The organism is Chryseobacterium lathyri, assembly GCF_030812195.1.
GTDB classification, from domain to species: domain Bacteria; phylum Bacteroidota; class Bacteroidia; order Flavobacteriales; family Weeksellaceae; genus Chryseobacterium; species Chryseobacterium lathyri_A.
This window is the reverse complement of sequence record NZ_JAUSSF010000003.1, coordinates 489,974-505,814: the sequence shown is the minus strand read 5'-3', so window position 1 is coordinate 505,814 and position 15,841 is coordinate 489,974. Positions and strand designations below refer to the sequence as shown.

At 37.9% G+C, this 15,841-nt stretch carries 19 protein-coding genes; 12 read left to right on the top strand and 7 right to left on the bottom strand.

Annotated features, from left to right (window positions below; all coding sequences use genetic code 11):
- The first annotated feature begins 133 nt into the window (after positions 1 to 133).
- From panD to J2T03_RS17525, 8 genes are all read left to right on the top strand, one after another.
- Complete coding sequence (gene panD, locus J2T03_RS17560) at positions 134 to 484, top strand: aspartate 1-decarboxylase (RefSeq protein ID WP_306843255.1); 351 nt, start codon at positions 134 to 136, stop codon at positions 482 to 484.
- Between the two features lie 3 nt (positions 485 to 487).
- The gene (locus tag J2T03_RS17555; protein ID WP_306843256.1) at positions 488 to 1,513 is read left to right on the top strand and encodes a lysylphosphatidylglycerol synthase transmembrane domain-containing protein; all 1,026 of its coding nucleotides are present in this window, start codon (positions 488 to 490) and stop codon (positions 1,511 to 1,513) included.
- Between the two features lie 172 nt (positions 1,514 to 1,685).
- Positions 1,686 to 2,261: a TerD family protein gene (locus tag J2T03_RS17550; protein ID WP_306843257.1), complete on the top strand. Its 576-nt coding sequence runs from the start codon at positions 1,686 to 1,688 to the stop codon at positions 2,259 to 2,261.
- A gap of 30 nt (positions 2,262 to 2,291) precedes the next feature.
- Positions 2,292 to 2,963 (top strand): TerD family protein, encoded by a 672-nt coding sequence (locus J2T03_RS17545; protein ID WP_259839206.1) that lies wholly within the window; start codon positions 2,292 to 2,294, stop codon positions 2,961 to 2,963.
- A gap of 78 nt (positions 2,964 to 3,041) precedes the next feature.
- Complete coding sequence (locus J2T03_RS17540) at positions 3,042 to 3,680, top strand: vWA domain-containing protein (protein ID WP_306843258.1); 639 nt, start codon at positions 3,042 to 3,044, stop codon at positions 3,678 to 3,680.
- A 23-nt stretch (positions 3,681 to 3,703) separates the two neighbouring features.
- Positions 3,704 to 4,747, top strand: coding sequence for a TerY-C metal binding domain-containing protein (locus tag J2T03_RS17535; RefSeq protein ID WP_307220613.1), 1,044 nt, complete (start codon positions 3,704 to 3,706; stop codon positions 4,745 to 4,747).
- 38 nt (positions 4,748 to 4,785) lie between these two features.
- The gene (locus J2T03_RS17530; RefSeq protein ID WP_307220611.1) at positions 4,786 to 6,015 is read left to right on the top strand and encodes a PP2C family serine/threonine-protein phosphatase; all 1,230 of its coding nucleotides are present in this window, start codon (positions 4,786 to 4,788) and stop codon (positions 6,013 to 6,015) included.
- Between the two features lie 2 nt (positions 6,016 to 6,017).
- Entirely contained in the window at positions 6,018 to 7,532 is a 1,515-nt protein-coding gene (locus J2T03_RS17525; RefSeq protein WP_307220608.1) for a helix-hairpin-helix domain-containing protein, read from the top strand.
- A 38-nt stretch (positions 7,533 to 7,570) separates the two neighbouring features.
- Here J2T03_RS17525 and J2T03_RS17520 read toward each other — a convergent pair whose 3' ends face one another.
- Both J2T03_RS17520 and J2T03_RS17515 read right to left on the bottom strand, forming a co-directional pair.
- Entirely contained in the window at positions 7,571 to 8,023 is a 453-nt protein-coding gene (locus tag J2T03_RS17520) for a GNAT family N-acetyltransferase (protein ID WP_307220606.1), read from the bottom strand.
- 354 nt (positions 8,024 to 8,377) lie between these two features.
- Complete coding sequence (locus J2T03_RS17515) at positions 8,378 to 9,016, bottom strand: hypothetical protein (RefSeq protein ID WP_307220603.1); 639 nt, start codon at positions 9,014 to 9,016, stop codon at positions 8,378 to 8,380.
- A gap of 293 nt (positions 9,017 to 9,309) precedes the next feature.
- Here J2T03_RS17515 and J2T03_RS17510 point away from each other — a divergent pair, with 293 nt between their 5' ends.
- Positions 9,310 to 9,873, top strand: coding sequence for a TetR/AcrR family transcriptional regulator (locus J2T03_RS17510; protein ID WP_307220600.1), 564 nt, complete (start codon positions 9,310 to 9,312; stop codon positions 9,871 to 9,873).
- 38 nt (positions 9,874 to 9,911) lie between these two features.
- On the top strand, positions 9,912 to 11,312 hold the full coding sequence (locus J2T03_RS17505; RefSeq protein ID WP_307220597.1) for an MFS transporter: 1,401 nt from the start codon (positions 9,912 to 9,914) through the stop codon (positions 11,310 to 11,312).
- 24 nt (positions 11,313 to 11,336) lie between these two features.
- On the opposite strand, the gene J2T03_RS17500 is transcribed toward J2T03_RS17505, so the two are convergent.
- The 3 genes from J2T03_RS17500 to J2T03_RS17490 form a co-directional block, all read right to left on the bottom strand.
- Entirely contained in the window at positions 11,337 to 11,537 is a 201-nt protein-coding gene (locus tag J2T03_RS17500) for a YqaE/Pmp3 family membrane protein (protein WP_306843268.1), read from the bottom strand.
- A 156-nt stretch (positions 11,538 to 11,693) separates the two neighbouring features.
- Positions 11,694 to 12,815: a lactonase family protein gene (locus J2T03_RS17495; RefSeq protein ID WP_307220594.1), complete on the bottom strand. Its 1,122-nt coding sequence runs from the start codon at positions 12,813 to 12,815 to the stop codon at positions 11,694 to 11,696.
- A 68-nt stretch (positions 12,816 to 12,883) separates the two neighbouring features.
- A complete protein-coding gene (locus J2T03_RS17490; protein ID WP_307220591.1) occupies positions 12,884 to 13,537 on the bottom strand; it encodes an NAD(P)H-dependent oxidoreductase in 654 nt (217 codons plus the stop codon).
- 100 nt (positions 13,538 to 13,637) lie between these two features.
- On the opposite strand from J2T03_RS17490, the gene J2T03_RS17485 reads away from it, so the two are divergent.
- Entirely contained in the window at positions 13,638 to 14,027 is a 390-nt protein-coding gene (locus J2T03_RS17485; protein WP_306843271.1) for a winged helix-turn-helix transcriptional regulator, read from the top strand.
- 54 nt (positions 14,028 to 14,081) lie between these two features.
- Here J2T03_RS17485 and J2T03_RS17480 read toward each other — a convergent pair whose 3' ends face one another.
- A complete protein-coding gene (locus J2T03_RS17480) occupies positions 14,082 to 14,906 on the bottom strand; it encodes an alpha/beta hydrolase (protein ID WP_307220588.1) in 825 nt (274 codons plus the stop codon).
- Between the two features lie 83 nt (positions 14,907 to 14,989).
- On the opposite strand from J2T03_RS17480, the gene J2T03_RS17475 reads away from it, so the two are divergent.
- Entirely contained in the window at positions 14,990 to 15,367 is a 378-nt protein-coding gene (locus tag J2T03_RS17475; RefSeq protein ID WP_307220585.1) for a winged helix-turn-helix transcriptional regulator, read from the top strand.
- Positions 15,368 to 15,380: 13 nt separating this feature from the next.
- Here J2T03_RS17475 and J2T03_RS17470 read toward each other — a convergent pair whose 3' ends face one another.
- Positions 15,381 to 15,803, bottom strand: a complete 423-nt coding sequence (locus J2T03_RS17470; RefSeq protein WP_307220582.1) for a DUF1801 domain-containing protein — start codon at positions 15,801 to 15,803, stop codon at positions 15,381 to 15,383.
- Between the last annotated feature and the right edge of the window lie 38 nt (positions 15,804 to 15,841).

Sequence of the window (15,841 nt, the reverse complement as noted above, 5' to 3'; positions counted from 1 at the left end):
ATGATATGTTTGCTGATTTTATAAATAATGGCCTGAAAGCTTGTATAATATAAAATTAAATAGCTGGCTTTGTGGGAGTTTTAAAATGATTCCAAAAGCCCGATTTATTAATTTTTATTAATAAATTTGCAGAATGTTAATAGAAGTTTTCAAATCTAAGATCCACAGGGTACGGGTTACAGCCTCAGACCTTAATTATATTGGAAGTATAACGATCGACGAAGATCTTATAGAAGCTGCCGGTTTGGTAGTGGGAGAAAGAGTTTATATCGTTAATGTGAATAATGGAGAACGTTTTGATACCTATGTTATCAAAGGAAAAAGAAAATCTGGGGAAGTATGCTTAAACGGACCTGCTGCAAGAAAAGTACAGAGAGATGATATCATTATCATTATTGCCTATGCACAGATGACACCCGAAGAAGCAAAAGCATTTCAGCCGAAAATTGTTTTCCCGGATGAAAAAACAAATCTTCTAACCTGATCCATGGAGAAAAAATCAAAGAATCCTATAAAATCAATATTAACAATAGTAATATCGCTTGCTTTTGCAGGCTTTTTTTTATGGCTTGCCTTAAAAGGTCTTGATTTCAAGGTGATCAAAGAATCTTTAGCGAAGGCTAACTATCTGTGGGTTCTGTTTGCTTCGGTATTCGGTATTCTGGCCTACTGGTTCAGAGCTATACGCTGGAATCTAATGCTGGAACCTATGGGACATAAGATTTCTAATTCAAATTCACTCTGGTCCATATCTTTCGGATATCTGATGAATCTTACCATTCCGAGAAGCGGGGAAGTAGCAAGAGCTACAGCTTTATACGGAGTGGAAAAAGTTCCTGTTGACAAGTCTTTCGGAACAATTATTCTGGAAAGAGTAGTAGATCTTATCTGCATGCTGGGATTTCTGGGACTAACCCTGTTGTTTAAATATGATGCAATTTTGTCTTTTTATGAGAATTCAGATATTCAGATACCCAATAAGATCCTGTTTGTCCTTTTAATCCTGGGAGTTGGTACAGTTCTGTTCTTTGTATTTAGAAAAAGGCTTGCAGGTGTTCCGTTTTTAGGAAAGATAGTAAGTTTTATAGACGGGATTTTCGAAGGGCTGGCCACAATATTTAAATTAAAAGAAAAAGGAAAATTTATCCTTTATACTATAGGAATATGGGTTTGCTATTACTTTGCAGCTTATCTTGTGTGTTTTGCACTTCCTGAAACCTCTAATTTCACTATTGCTGACGGTTTTTTCATTATCGTTGTTGGTACTCTGGGGATGATCATTCCTGCCAGCGGCGGAATTGGAGCATTTAATCTGGCCATGAAGTACGGATTTATGGCATTGTTTATTTCAATGGGGAAAACTGCAGAATTAGGTGGCGAAATGGGACTGACCTATTCATTTATTTCACTTCCGTTACAGATCACCATTATGCTAGTGATGGGTCTTATCTCTATTCCTATGCTGGCGAAGGCAAGAGAAAAAGCCGTTTCTGAAAAAGAATTTGAAAATTAAGTTCAACAATAACTTTCATAAATACAGGTCCAATTTTTAATTGGGCTTTTTTTATGTTAAAACCCTATTAAAATGAAACATTATCGTCTGCCATTTATTTTTTATCAATAAATTTGGTCAATCCACAAATCAAATTTATCTTAAACAAAAAATAATTAATAACTGAAACACTATGGCAATTAATTTACAGAAAGGACAAAAGATCGAGATAGGGCTTACAAAAATGACGATAGGACTAGGCTGGGACCCAAATGAAGGAACTGGCTTCGACTTTGATTTGGACGCTTCTGCCATCATGATTGACTCCGATAGAAAATTAATCAATGAGGAATGTTTTGTTTTTTATAACAACCTTCAGTCCCCTGATGGGGCACTGACCCATACAGGAGATGATCCAAGCGGTAAAAACAGTGATGGTGACGATGATGAGGCAATTATCGTAGATCTTGAAAAAGTAGACCCAAGAGCGGAAGAAATACTTTTTGTAGTAACCATTGAAGACTTTGAAAGAAGAAAGCAGAACTTCGGTCAGGTAAGAAATTCATACATCAGAATTGTGGATAACAGTAACGGTCAGGAGATTGCAAAATATGAGCTGGATGAAGATTTCTCCATCGAAACCGGAGTAGAATTCGGAAGATTATACAAAAGAAATGGAAGCTGGAAATTTGAAGCGTCAGGAATCGGCTACAGAGCAGATCTTTCCTTTTTCCTTGAGAAATACTACAAAGGACAGATCATAAAATAATTATATTTTTAAATAAAAAAAACGATAACTATGGCAATTAATTTACAGAAAGGTCAGACGATTGATTTAAGAAAAAATGACCGTGGGGAAAATGTTTACGATCTTTCAAAAGTAACGATCGGTTTGGGATGGGATGTAAGAAAGCAGGGCGGTTTCTTTGGGAAACTGTTCAGCAAAGAAGCAGAATATGATCTTGATGCCGTTGCATTTCTTTTAGATGGAAACGGCAAAGTAGCGAACCTTGGAAAAACAGTACAGACCAATGAAGGAAGGCAGATCGCATTGTATCAGGGTGATGTGGTTTTCTTTAATTCCATGCAGCATCCAAGCGGAAATATATGGCTGACAGGAGATAACAGAACTGGTGCCGGAGATGGAGACGATGAACAGATCATCGTTAAACTTGACCAGCTGGATGAAAGCTATCAGAAAATATTATTCCTGGTGACCATTTACCAGGGAAAACAGAATAACCAGCATTTCGGAATGATCGAGAATGCCTTTATCAGAGCTGTAGACGCCAAAGGCAAAGAAATTACAAAATACAGTCTTTCAGGAGATGCAAGTATGAACGGTAAATGTGCGATGGTTTTTGCCGAAGCCTACCGTCACAATGGGGACTGGAAATTCCGGGCCATTGGAGAACCGCATCAGACCGATAACTTTATTGAGATCCTGAAGCAATACGCATATTCCAATTAAACCAGATTATCAAACATAAAACCGTCAGGGAAAGTTGAAAACTTTCCCTGACGGTTTCAGAATTAATATTGTCTTATCATGAGCAGGAGATTATTAGCATATTTTTTACTGGACACTTCTGGTTCTATGAATGGAGAACCTATCCAGGCACTCAATAATGGATTTAACGGGCTGATAAGCATGCTCCGCGCAGATCCGCAGGCAATGGACAGTCTCCATCTGAGTGTCATCACTTTTGACCGTGAGGTTAAAAATATTATTCCTCTGACCGATCTGGCCAGTTTTTACCCTATGGAGATTACCTGTCCGGACAGCGGACCGACCCATACCGGTGCGGCATTGGAGATGGTTTCGGAGCTGGTCAAAAAAGAACTGGTCAAAGGGTCTTCAGATGAAAAAGAAGACTGGAGACCGCTGCTGTTTATATTTACTGACGGAAAACCTTCCGATATCCAGAAATATAGACAGATGATTCCGGTGATCAGAAGTTTGGAATTCGGAGCTATTGTAGGCTGTGCAGCAGGTCCGAAAGCAGATGAACAATTTCTGCAGGAGCTTACAGACCACGTGGTAAAATTGGATACAACTGATGCGATAACGCTTTCCTCATTTTTCAAATGGGTAAGTTCATCCATCACGATGGGCGGAAAGTCACAAGGAACCGGAGAAAGTACACCGTTGCCTCCGCCGCCTTCCGAGCTTAATATTATTATCTAAATCATTTGTCTTTAATATAAATCATGAGAAGACTGCCCATTTATTTTTTAGTCGATGTCTCCGAATCTATGGTTGGAGAGCCTATTGAGCAGGTACAGGAAGGTATTGCCAATATCATCAGAGAATTAAAAAAAGATCCGTATTCACTGGAAACGGTTTATATTTCCATCATAGGTTTTGCCGGAGAGGCGGAAGTTATCACACCATTGCAGGACATCATCAGTTTTTATCCGCCAAAAATCCCGATTGGAAGCGGAACATCACTGTCCCAAGGTCTTATTAAAGTGATGGACTGTATAGACAGGGATATTGTGAAAACCACTTATGAAAGAAAAGGCGACTGGAAACCTATTGTTTTTCTCTTTACAGACGGGGTTCCTACCGATGATGCCACAAAAGCTATTGAAAGATGGAATACTAAATATCACGGGAAATCCAATACGATTGCGGTATCTATCGGAGAAAATACCAACTATAAGCTGCTGGGAACTTTATCAGACAACGTTTTACTGTTTAATAATTCCGATGAAAATTCCTATAAAGAATTTTTCAAATGGGTGACAGATTCCATCAAAACGACCAGCCAGAGTGTTACTGAGGCCAATAAAGAAGGAATTAACCTTTCCAAGATCGATTCCATTATCCTTGAAAAAGTAGATCCTGAGCTGGAGCAGAAGTTTCCGGACAATAACTTTGTTGTTTTAAACGGAAAATGCTCAGAAACGGAGAAGCTGTATTTGATGAAGTTTAAAAAAACATTTGCTGAATCAAGCATACCCGGAATGTCTACAAGATATTACAGACTGGATGGAGCCTATAAAATTGATGAAAAAGCATATTTAAGGCTGTCATCTTCCCAGAAAAATAACCTTAAAATTTCTATTGAAGAACTTCAGGGAGGGACTTCATGCCCTCATTGTGCCAATCCTGTTGCGCTGGCAACCTGCTCATGTGGCGGAATTCACTGTCTGAAAGGAGAAGGATACAACAAATGCCCATGGTGCGGAACTTCGGATTACTATGGGTTTTCCAGCGAAGGATTTGATATTAACCGAACTCTTGGATAACGAAAGAGAATTTTATTTTCGAGATCAAATGCAAAACCATGGAAAAAGCCGTTATTTACAGGGAGAAAGAAGAATTTAAAGAGATTCATTTGGTACTTAAAAATGCCAGTTCAAAGCAGTTTTATGAATATCGTTTCGATATGGAGAGCTTTCCGAATATCAGGATCAAAAACATAGCCAACCTTAAGGGAACAGGACTTACCTTCGAAAACAACAAAATATCGGGTATTCCCTATGTAAACAGTGTTCATGACCTGGATATTGAGTTCTATCATATCTACGATGAAAACAGGATGGAAATCAAAAAAACACATCTGTTTGTGAATGCGGATCCAAAAGATCTTTGGAAAAACATTCCATCTGATACAAATGATATTTACTATAAACCAGATGAAATATCCTACAAAGGAAAGTTTTCAGACAAGAAAATCACCATTGTATCAAAAAGAGGACGCTCCCATGCCCATGAAGGAAAATTCAGGGATGATGATTTTGCTGTTGATGAACTTCCCGGAGGGTGGAGCATTGTTTCAGTTGCTGACGGTGCCGGTTCTGCGGTAATGGCAAGAGAAGGTTCCAGGCTGGCAACAGTTTCAATAAACAGTTTTCTTAATTCTGAAGAGATTTTAACCGGGATCGAAAAAAATATTGAAATCGTCTACAGGACCTCTGAATCATCAAAAGAAATACAGTCCGAAGCCAGAGGAAATATTATAAGAACTCTCTATGAGGGAATCCTGAACGTGTATAATATTTTAGACAAGACGGCCACAGAAAACTCTTTTTCTATAAAAGATCTCCATACTACACTGATTTTTGTATTGCTTAAAAAGTTTGATTTCGGCTATATAATTCTCACTTTTGGAGTAGGAGACTGCCCGATCAACCTGATCAGCCCCGATTTTTCAGAAGTAAAGCTTTTGAACCGTATGGATGTGGGTGAATTTGGAGGCGGTACCCGTTTTATTACAATGAAGGAGATATTTGGTGATGATATGGCTTCAAGATTTGAAATAACCTGTGTGGATGATTTTTCCTATCTCGTGCTGATGACCGATGGTATTTATGATCCGAAATTCATGACAGAAAACAAGCTTGAAGATATCAACAGCTGGAAAACATTTTTTAATGACCTTGCAGGAAATAACGATGACCGCACAAAAGTAGACTTTGTCAGCGATGCAGATATTGATCAACAACTTCTGGCATGGACCGATTTCTGGAGCCGGGGAAATCATGACGACAGAACACTGGCCATAATCTATTAAGCATGAAAAAGACCATTCAAGTTGTTTCTATTCTGGACGCAGCAAAATCCTATGAATATGTTGATGAAAGCCCTATCCGCGGCGGAGTGAAAGATGTTTATTTTTCGCCGGACAGAGAATATGTAGTGGCTTTTTACCGGAATCCTCTGGACGCCGGGCAGAAAGAGCGTATTATGAGAATTGTTTCCACTTATCTTGGAAATATTCAGAACGGAAATTCAGCAGATTACTTTCTGAACGAAATATTCAGATGGCCGTATGATATTGTAGAAAAAAATAAACTGACGGGAATTGTGGTGCCCGTTTACCATAAAAAATTCTTCTTTGCAAAAGGATATATCGGATCAGATAATATCCAGGGTCAGGATAAAGTAGGGAAATGGTTCACTGCTCCCATGTTCAGAAACCAGCAGTATCCGCTGAGGCTCGATCATTCGGAACTCGGAGATTGGCTGAGCTATTTTCAGATCACCATCAATATCAGCAGAGGAGTGAAAAAGCTTCACCAGATGGGACTGGCACACTCCGACCTTTCGTATAATAACATTCTGATAGACCCGGTGACGAAATCCGCCTGCATCATTGATATAGACGGATTAGTGGTTCCGAAGTTATTCCCGCCGGAAGTAATTGGGACGGCAGATTTTATTGCACCCGAAGTTTTAAAGACCAAACATCTCAGCATGCAGGATCCCGGCAGGCATCTGCCCAATCAGAAGACCGATCTTCATGCACTGGCAGTGCTCATCTATATGTATCTTTTCCGGAGACATCCTTTGAGAGGAGGAAAGATATGGGATCTGGATTCTGAAAAGGACGATATTATTTCTATGGGTGAAAAAGCTTTATTCATAGAGCATTCCAGTGATCCGTCCAACCAAGTTAAAGCTGATCATCTGAGAAAATGGGATGCTTTCTGGGGCGATCCTCAAAAAATTCCCTATACCGCTGCCGGTCCTTATCTTTCTGAACTGTTTAGAAAAGCATTTATAGACGGACTTCATGATCCGATCAGACGTCCTACAGCCAATGAATGGGAAACTGCGCTTCTAAAGACTGCCGATCTTATCCAACCCTGTCACAATCCGGAATGCACGGAAAAATGGTATGTATTTGACAACAGCAGCAATCCAAAGTGCCCTTTCTGCGGTACCTCGCATAAGGGAACGCTTCCCGTTCTGGACCTCTATTATCAATTTGATGATGACGTATGGAAGCCCGAAAACCACCGATTGATGGTTTACAATAACCAGTATTTATTCAAATGGCATGTTTCAAGAAAGGTGATCAGAAATGAAAACCTTACGATGCAGGATAAAATGCCAGTCGGATATTTCACTTTTCATGAAGGAAGATGGGTGCTGGTGAATCAGAGCCTGACTTCGATGAAGGATGTTACGGAACAGAAAGAGATTCCGCCGGGATCTATGGTGGAACTGGCGGATGGTAAGAAAATACTTTTGTCTGCTGAAGAAGGCGGAAGGTTGATTTTTGTTACTTTAGCGAATCAATCATAAAAAATCTAAGTGGATGCAGTCTCCAGAAATGATTGTCATTAATGAGAGGCCATTGTACCTTTAAATTCCATAAAAAAGGAATGCTCATCCTCATCTACAGTTTTAAACCCCAGACTTGTGTATAAATGTTGAGCTTTATTAGTTTTTAAGACACTTAATGCTACTGTTTTTCCTGCTGCGGAAGCTTCCTTCAGAATAGCTGTTAAAATCGTTTTTCCCAGCCCTTTCCCTTGTTGGCTTGGGTCTATCTGCAGCTGCAAAACTTCTGTTTTATCATCAGCTTTGTTGATCTTCAATAATCCGACAGCTTCATCGTTTAAAAGAATGATATGGGCTTTGTCGAATTGATACAGGATTCTCTGGAGCGTTGTTTCCTTGTCCGTTGGAAGATTAGAATCGATGTAGTGCGGATTCATGGTTTTCATTCTTAAATCAAGAAGATAATCGATATCGTTTTCTGAAGCTTTTCTGTAGGTGATATTAGTATTCATAAGCTGTTGTTGAGACCTCCCGGAATTAATAGGAATCTAAGATAGCGATTCTTGGATTTTTTTCTGCATCAATTCTCAGTTTCATGATCATGACCCAAATATGTATTTTTCTTCATAAAGCTTCTATTTTTTATAGTCTGTAAATCATTGAGTAAAATATCGATCATTGAACAGTTTCATTGCTTTTGACAATATTTTATCCTTGGTTTTCACGGCCCGAATATAAGAGAGTTTAAATCATATTTCAAAATTAGAACCTTTGCTCTGATTCAGATATGTCAGTAGTTCAAATCTGTAGTATAAAAGAAAAACAAATTACGGCTCAACGTCTGTAATTTAAATGACAATACAGAGCTATGAAGTGTGAAGCTGAATAATTGATCCTTTATAAAATTTGGTCAGATCATACAGTTCCCCGAAATAACGCTGCAGAGCAAGATCATTATCCTGATCAGATCCTTTTTTCTGAAACTGGTCTTCTGCAAGAGCATACAATAAGGGGTAATCTGTTTTCAAATAATGGGAAAGAGTGGTAGAGTTTCCTTTTTCTTTTAAGGAGATGTCTGTGAAAAATAATCCGTAGAGAAGGAACTGATTGAAATTTTGAGCGTCTACCATAAAATCCAGTTTCTGTTTAGAGTAATTTTCGTATGCTGAAAGCATCTCCCGGAAAGTTTGTACATTCTGTGTTTTCGGAATTTCGTAAAAAAGATCAAGTCCATGGATGAAAAGCTGGGTTTTGGCCTCTTCGCGGTCAGCCGGATAAATGCTGCTGAACCACGTAAAAATGCTTGAAAGTTCCTCTTTCGAGAGATTTTCTACCGAGTCTTTTACTTTTTTTTTGATAATCTCAAGACTTACTTTGGGATCGGCCTGAAGAAAGTTTATGATATTTTCTTCTTCACGGCAAAGTTTATTGTACAAATTGATTTTAGCAATATTCGGATTCGTTTTGATGAAATAAAGTTCTTCTGCCATTGCTTTGTACCACATGATCTTTTTGTAAAGTGGTAACTAAAGATACAAAATATGTAGCGATTAAAATTAAAAATATTATGCAGTAAATTATTAATCATATTTATGTTTTTATAAAATTATCTTTTACTCCCTTCGTAATCCTTAAATTCTGCTGTAGGATATTCATATTTTTGGTGTTTTTTGATAAAAGTCCCTCAATCATTGCTTTATCAATATTCTAGTTTAATATCATTCATTTTTTACACACATGTAAAGTAAAATAGATAGACTTATCTATTTTTTTATGTAGATTTGTAAAAATTTTTCAGATGAAAAAGGAGAAAGTACAGGAAAGGATTATCAGAGTGGCCTCAGATCTTTTTTACAGACAGGGTTTTAATTCAACCGGGATCAACCAGATTATTGCCGAAGCTGATATTGCAATAGGTTCACTGTATAATCATTTTTCCTCCAAGAATGATCTTCTTCAGGCTTACCTTACCAGAGAAGAATTTGAATGGTTCAAAGGGTTTGAAGAACATGCTGCAAAAGTCTCTGAGCCGAAAAAAAAAATATTTTCGTTGATTGATTACCGTAAAAAATTACAGCTATCATCAAAATTCGCAGGCTGTCATTTCATCAAAATTGTTTCGGAAGTAGGAGACAGCAGCCCGGCAGTTTCTGATTTTGTAAGGCAACACAAACTGAAACAGAAAGAATTGATCAGAAAGCTGGTAAGTGATTATGTGGACAATAAAAAAAACACGGATGCAGATTTGCTTACTGAAAATATTTTCCTGCTGATAGAAGGAGCAGTAGTAACTTCCACGATCAATAAAAATTCAGATTCTTTTGACCAGATTCAAAAAATGATTGAGGCTCAGCTGCCTTAATTTTTTTCTTAAATAAAAATAGATATATCTATATAAAAATGAAAGATAAATATTTGAAACTGATGGTGATATTATCCGGTCAGTTGCTAACCATCATGGATATTTTCATTATCAATGTATCCATTCCGTCAATCCAGCGTGATCTTCATGCTTCCAATGGCGAAATGCAGCTGATGATTGCATCTTATCTTATCGGTTTTGCTTCATTTCTGATTACAGGCGGAAGACTTGGGGATTTGTTCGGCAGGAAAAGGATATTTATGACGGGGCTCGCTTTTTTCATGCTGAGTTCTATTGCATGTGGATTATCGTCCGATGCAGTCCTTCTTGTTGTTTCCCGCTTTATTCAGGGAGTCAGTGCAGCGCTTATGTCTCCGCAAGTTCTGTCGATGATACAGATCCTGTTTTCAGAACACGAAGAAAGAACCAGAGCGATGGGCTGGTACGGAATCACTATTGGGGCAGGGACCGTTCTGGGGCAGTTCCTTGGGGGCTATTTTTTGTCCATAACCCTGATGCAGGAATCCTGGAGACTTATTTTTCTCATCAATATTCCGGTGTGTATGCTCGCCCTATTTTTTAGTCAGAAAATATTAAATGAATCTAAAACCTTAGCCGGAAAAAATACTTTTGACTTTTTTGGTGTGATGATATTGGCTGCCGGACTCTTCTGCTTTACCTATTCGCTTACTATATCTGAACATCACGGAATCCAGGTTAAAAGTATAGTAATAACGATGGTTTCAATACTCATTTTAATTTATTTTATTAAAAATCAAAAGATAAGAATAAAGCAAGGAAAGCCTTATCTGATGGATTTAAGTTTATTCAGTTATAAAAATTTCAATCTTGGTATTTTGGCGGTTTCTTTTTTCTTTATAATGCTGGATTCTTATTTTTATATCCTGTCCCTGTTTTTCCAGGATGGGCTGCGGATTGGGTCAATGGCTGCAGGGGAAATTATTGTTTTTCAGGGATTGGGTTTTATCCTGGCCTCTCTGTTTTCTGCAAAGCTTATTTTATGTTATGGCAAAAATTTTTTAGTTGCCGGATTGGGCTTGATTATAGTAGTTCTTCTCCTTCAGATTCTTTTATTTGATTCGGAAACTCCTTTTTTTATACTCTGTCTGTTGCTGTTTTTTCATGGGTTAGGGGTCGGGTCTATTATTCCTTCACTGGCCAATCTTGCTTTGTCCGGGCTGCCGCAAGCACTTGCAGGAAATGCTTCGGGAGTTTATAATACTTTTCAGCAGGCGGCTGCGATAGTCGGAATTATTGTGGTAGGAAGTATCTTTTATTATTTTTTAGGAACAAAGCCTTCATCACAGCATTATCGTAGTGCTTTCTCTATCGCTTTGGGGGTGAATATTATTTGTCTTTTTATCGTTTTATTGTCGATTTTAAAAGTTCCGGAACATATACTTCCTAAAAGAAGATAATCTGAAAAGTACAGGGCTCATCTATTATCTTTGATTTTGCTTGATCGCGCGAATCAGTTTTTCATTGCGCCGTTCTGCTCTTGCACTGTTTAGGGATAAAGCAGCCCAGATGGCAGCAGGAAGCCAGCCAATGAGGGTAATTTGCAAAATCAGACAGATGATCCCGGTAAGAATTTTTCCACGAACCATAAAGGAAAGAAAAGGAAGTAAGATGGCTAGTAACATGATTTTAAGTTTTGATGATATTTTACTGGATTATCTGATCTTCCGACAACCCTAAAGATAAGTATGAATGCAAACCTATTTGTTACTAGACCGTTAATAATGAACCTGAATAAAACAAAATCAAAAGCAGTAAATTCGGGGAATCTTTAATTTGAATTAATATTTTCTGATTTTCACGCTGGAAACACCATGAATTTTTGTTCTTCTTCCTGCTTTTTTTAATAAACCTGTTTCAGGGTTCCGCCTGAATACAAAAACATTTCCGGTGGCTGCATTGGTTACAATTAAAAACTTTCCGGTCTCATCCATGTCAAAAACTCTTAACTGTTTCCCAAAAGTCGGCTGATAACCAATATTTTTTAGCGTCCCGTCTTTAAAGATTGAGAAAATAGCTATATTATTTTCGTACCCGCGGTTGGAAGCGTAAAGAAATTTACCATCCGGAGAAATGTGAATATCAGAACTTTCAAACTCTTCTTTGTATTGGTCTGTATGTGCATTAATTGTCTGAATGCTTTCCGCGCTGGAATTTTCATACCTGTAGGCATTGATAGTTCCGGATAACTCATTGATACAATAGGCAAATTTCCCGTTAGGATGAAAAGTAAAATGCCTTGGCCCGCTTCCTGATGCGGATTGTATGTACGGTTGCCTGGCCGGCTGCAAAGGCTCTGTTTTATCAGTGTCAAACTTATAAGACCTGATTTTATCAGCACCGAGATCTGGTAAAAACAGCTGTTTGAAATCCGGAGAAAAAACAGCTGCGTGGACATGCGACCTGTCCTGCCTTTCCTTATTGATGCTTCCCTCTGAAAACTGAAAATTCTGTACATATGCATGTATCGTTCCGTCTTCAGACAATGGATATACAGAAACGCTGCCTTCGGTGTAATTGGCATTAACCAACCATTTACCATTTTTATGAACAGTTACATAAACCGGATTTTCACCGCCGCTTTTCTGGCTGTTTATAAAAGTAAGCGTTTCATCTTTGGGGTTGAACTTAAAACTGCTGACACTTCCTGCATTGGGCGTTTTACTTTCCGTACAGGCAAAAATGTATTGACCGTTTGGAGATACAGTCAGAAATGAGGGGTTCAAAATTCCTTTTACGGAAGTTACTTTGGATAATCTCCCCCTAATAGTATCCAGCTTATAAACATATAATCCTTCGGTTGTTTTATCCCGGTTAAATGAGCCAAAAAAGACATATGTATTTTGAGAATATAAATGGATACAGGTTAAAAATAGGATTATTAAGCTTAGTATATTTTTCAATTTCCTGAATGGTTTTATGGTAGGTTATATCGCAAATACAAATGTACTACTTCAATCCGGTTTGCTCCTTACTCCCTTGTGATTTCCCTCTCAATATTGATTAGCCTTTTTGACCAGTTATCTAATACCCTGTTTCTTTCCTCTTCAGAAAGCCGTTCAACAGAATAGACCACTTCCGGCTGTACAACTGAAAAGCCAAGAAATTCGAGAATTCCGCGATGTATTGGAAATAAGATTGAATTGATATTTCCGTATCTGTCATCCACATAATTTTTTTCAGGACCGCCGGTCGTCACAGAGAGTATGGCTTTTTTCCCTGCCGAAAATCCATTTTCAAAAATTTTTCCGTTGTCATAAAATTTCCCCATGGTAAAAACCTTGTCGATCCAGCCTTTTAAGATGGCAGGAACAGAAAACCAGTACAGTGGAAACTGCCAGATCATCATTTCACACCATTCAATCTTTTCTTGTTCCGATACAATATCCGGCATGAATGTAGACTGTTGTAAGGCAAATACCTCTTCGTCCTGCTGTTTGAAATAATCTGCATTTTTTAATTGGGTGAAATTTCCTTTTCCGCTTACAGGCTGATAGTTCTCCCGGTATAAGTTAGTCGTTTTGACTTCGTGGCCTTCCTTTTCCAAAGTGCTGATGGCGGTGTTAAACATGGCTGCATTGAAACTTTTTTCTTCAGGATGAGCAAGGATAATAAGTATTTTCATTTTTTCTAAATTTGTACTATAATTAATTGAGTTACAAAATTATTTTTAGTACACTGAATATGCAATAACTATCTAAACAGATAGGCTAAATACAATTGAAATGAAAACAGAATGTATTGGTGATCACGTGAAATTGAAAGGGAAAACATATCCCTGTACCGTAAGTCTTACCATGGATTTGGTAGGCGGAAAATGGAAAGCAGTTATACTTTACCATTTAAAAAACGAGGCTAAAAGATACAGCGAACTTCGTAAAGAGCTGGCAACGGTTACCGAGATGACGTTGAGCTTACAGTTGAAGCAATTAGAAAAGGACGGGTTGGTGTCAAGGAAAGTTTTTGGTAAAAAACCTCCCATCAAAGTGGTGTACAGCCTTACTGATCTTGGAAAAACGTTTATTCCTGTTTTAGAAGTAATTACAGAATGGGGCAACCGGGTTGTGATTGAAAATGGTGAATTCATAAACGTACCGGAGAAAGAATCTAATTAACTTTTATTTTTAAATCTATAGATTTTAAGTGATTTTTCAGTTGCTTTTGATTCACTATTTTATCAAATGCTGTTTAAAATACACAAAATGATGCTCAATAGACTTGCTCCAGTATTCTGTATTATGATCGCCCGGCTGGCTGATAAAAGTTGCAGGAATGTTCAGACTTTCGGTTTGTTGCTTCAGGCTGATGGAATTTGAATATAAAATGTCTTCCGTTCCGCAGTCAAAGATAAATGCTTTCTTAAAATCAGGATGCTGTTTCAAAAGGGTTGATATACTGAACTGATTCCAATTGGTGTTTTTGGGATTTCCCAATTTCGTTGTTAGGTCCTCCGGCATTCTGCTGTTCTGCCAAAATTGCTGGCTTACTTTTTGAAAATTCGAATAATCAATTTCCAGGGCTCCACTTGTGGAACCCGCTGTATTAAAGTAGTCAGAATGTAAAATGAAATACCGCAAAGCGCCATAGCCACCCATGCTCAAACCACTGATGAAAATATTCTTGTTATCAATATTAAATGAATGATGCACTTTCGGAACCAATTCTTTGAAGAAAAAATCTTCATACTGCGAACCTTTGTTGATTGGGCTGTTCATGTAATAAGAGGTAAAACCGTCTGGGGTAACGATGATAAAACCGTATTGATCAGCCGTTTTTTGTAAATCTGTAGTTTGCGACCATTGTTTATAGTTTTCACTGTAACCATGTAAAAGATAAACCAAAGGGAATTTTTCCGTTCTGTTATATGCTTTTGGCTTAAAAACCAGAACAGTATCGGATTGTGCTAAATGCTCAGATTTTATAATCCATTTTTCCTGGGCTTTTGATGAAATTGCTGCCAGTAATCCAATTATCATACTTATTGCTTTGTTCATATTTCGTATTTTTATTGCAAAATTCGGCTAGCAATTTGTGGTGTGCAATAACGAACAAAATTGTGAGCATTAAAACGACAGTTATGCGTAAAGAAAATTCTACCAATGCAATCAATGAACAGTTTTTGTTTCAGGTCTGTGAATTAAATTCAGCAATAGCAATGATTGGCGGCCGTTGGAAGTCGCAAATTGTTTATTCCATTTCACAGGGGAACAATCGGTTTCATTTGCTGAAAAAGGAGCTCCCGAATATTTCTGAGCAGGTTTTGGGGAGGCAACTCAAAGAGCTGGAGACCCATGCGGTAATTGTCAAGAAAGAAATTCCTGAAACTGTTCCTGCCGGAGTTAAATATGTTTTGACCAATAAAGGTCTGGATTTAATTCCTATTTTAGAAAGCCTTTGCGATTGGGGTAAAACGTATGCTGAAGGTAAGGGAATCTCAGTTTGTCCTTTATCTTAGGTTTTGGACAGTGTTACCGTGCCTTAAACCCATCATATATGGCTGCCTTAAGTATTTCAATATTGATATCTTCCAGGGTTTTGAATTTAATGCAATACCCAGTCACGCTTGCCTTGCCAATTTCTTTCCCATATGTTTCAGCTAAGTAAGTCTTATCATTAATGCTGAGAATATAGACAGAAATTCCGGTTGTGTTCGCACTGAGCCCTATTTGATAAAACTCTCTGGTTTTTCCACCAGCATAGTGTATGGTATAGTGTCCATAGCCAATATTGGGATTGGAAACAGTTTTACCTTCATCGTTTTTCTCATCCAGAAACCATAATTTACATTCTGGCATGATTTCCAGAATAATACGATGTAGCTCCTGCATATCGCTGCGTTTCAGTTCAGGCTGGCTGATGATGTATTCTTTGATTTGTTCCTGTATGTTCATTCTTGTTGTTGATATGCTGTTTAAAGACATTCAAATAA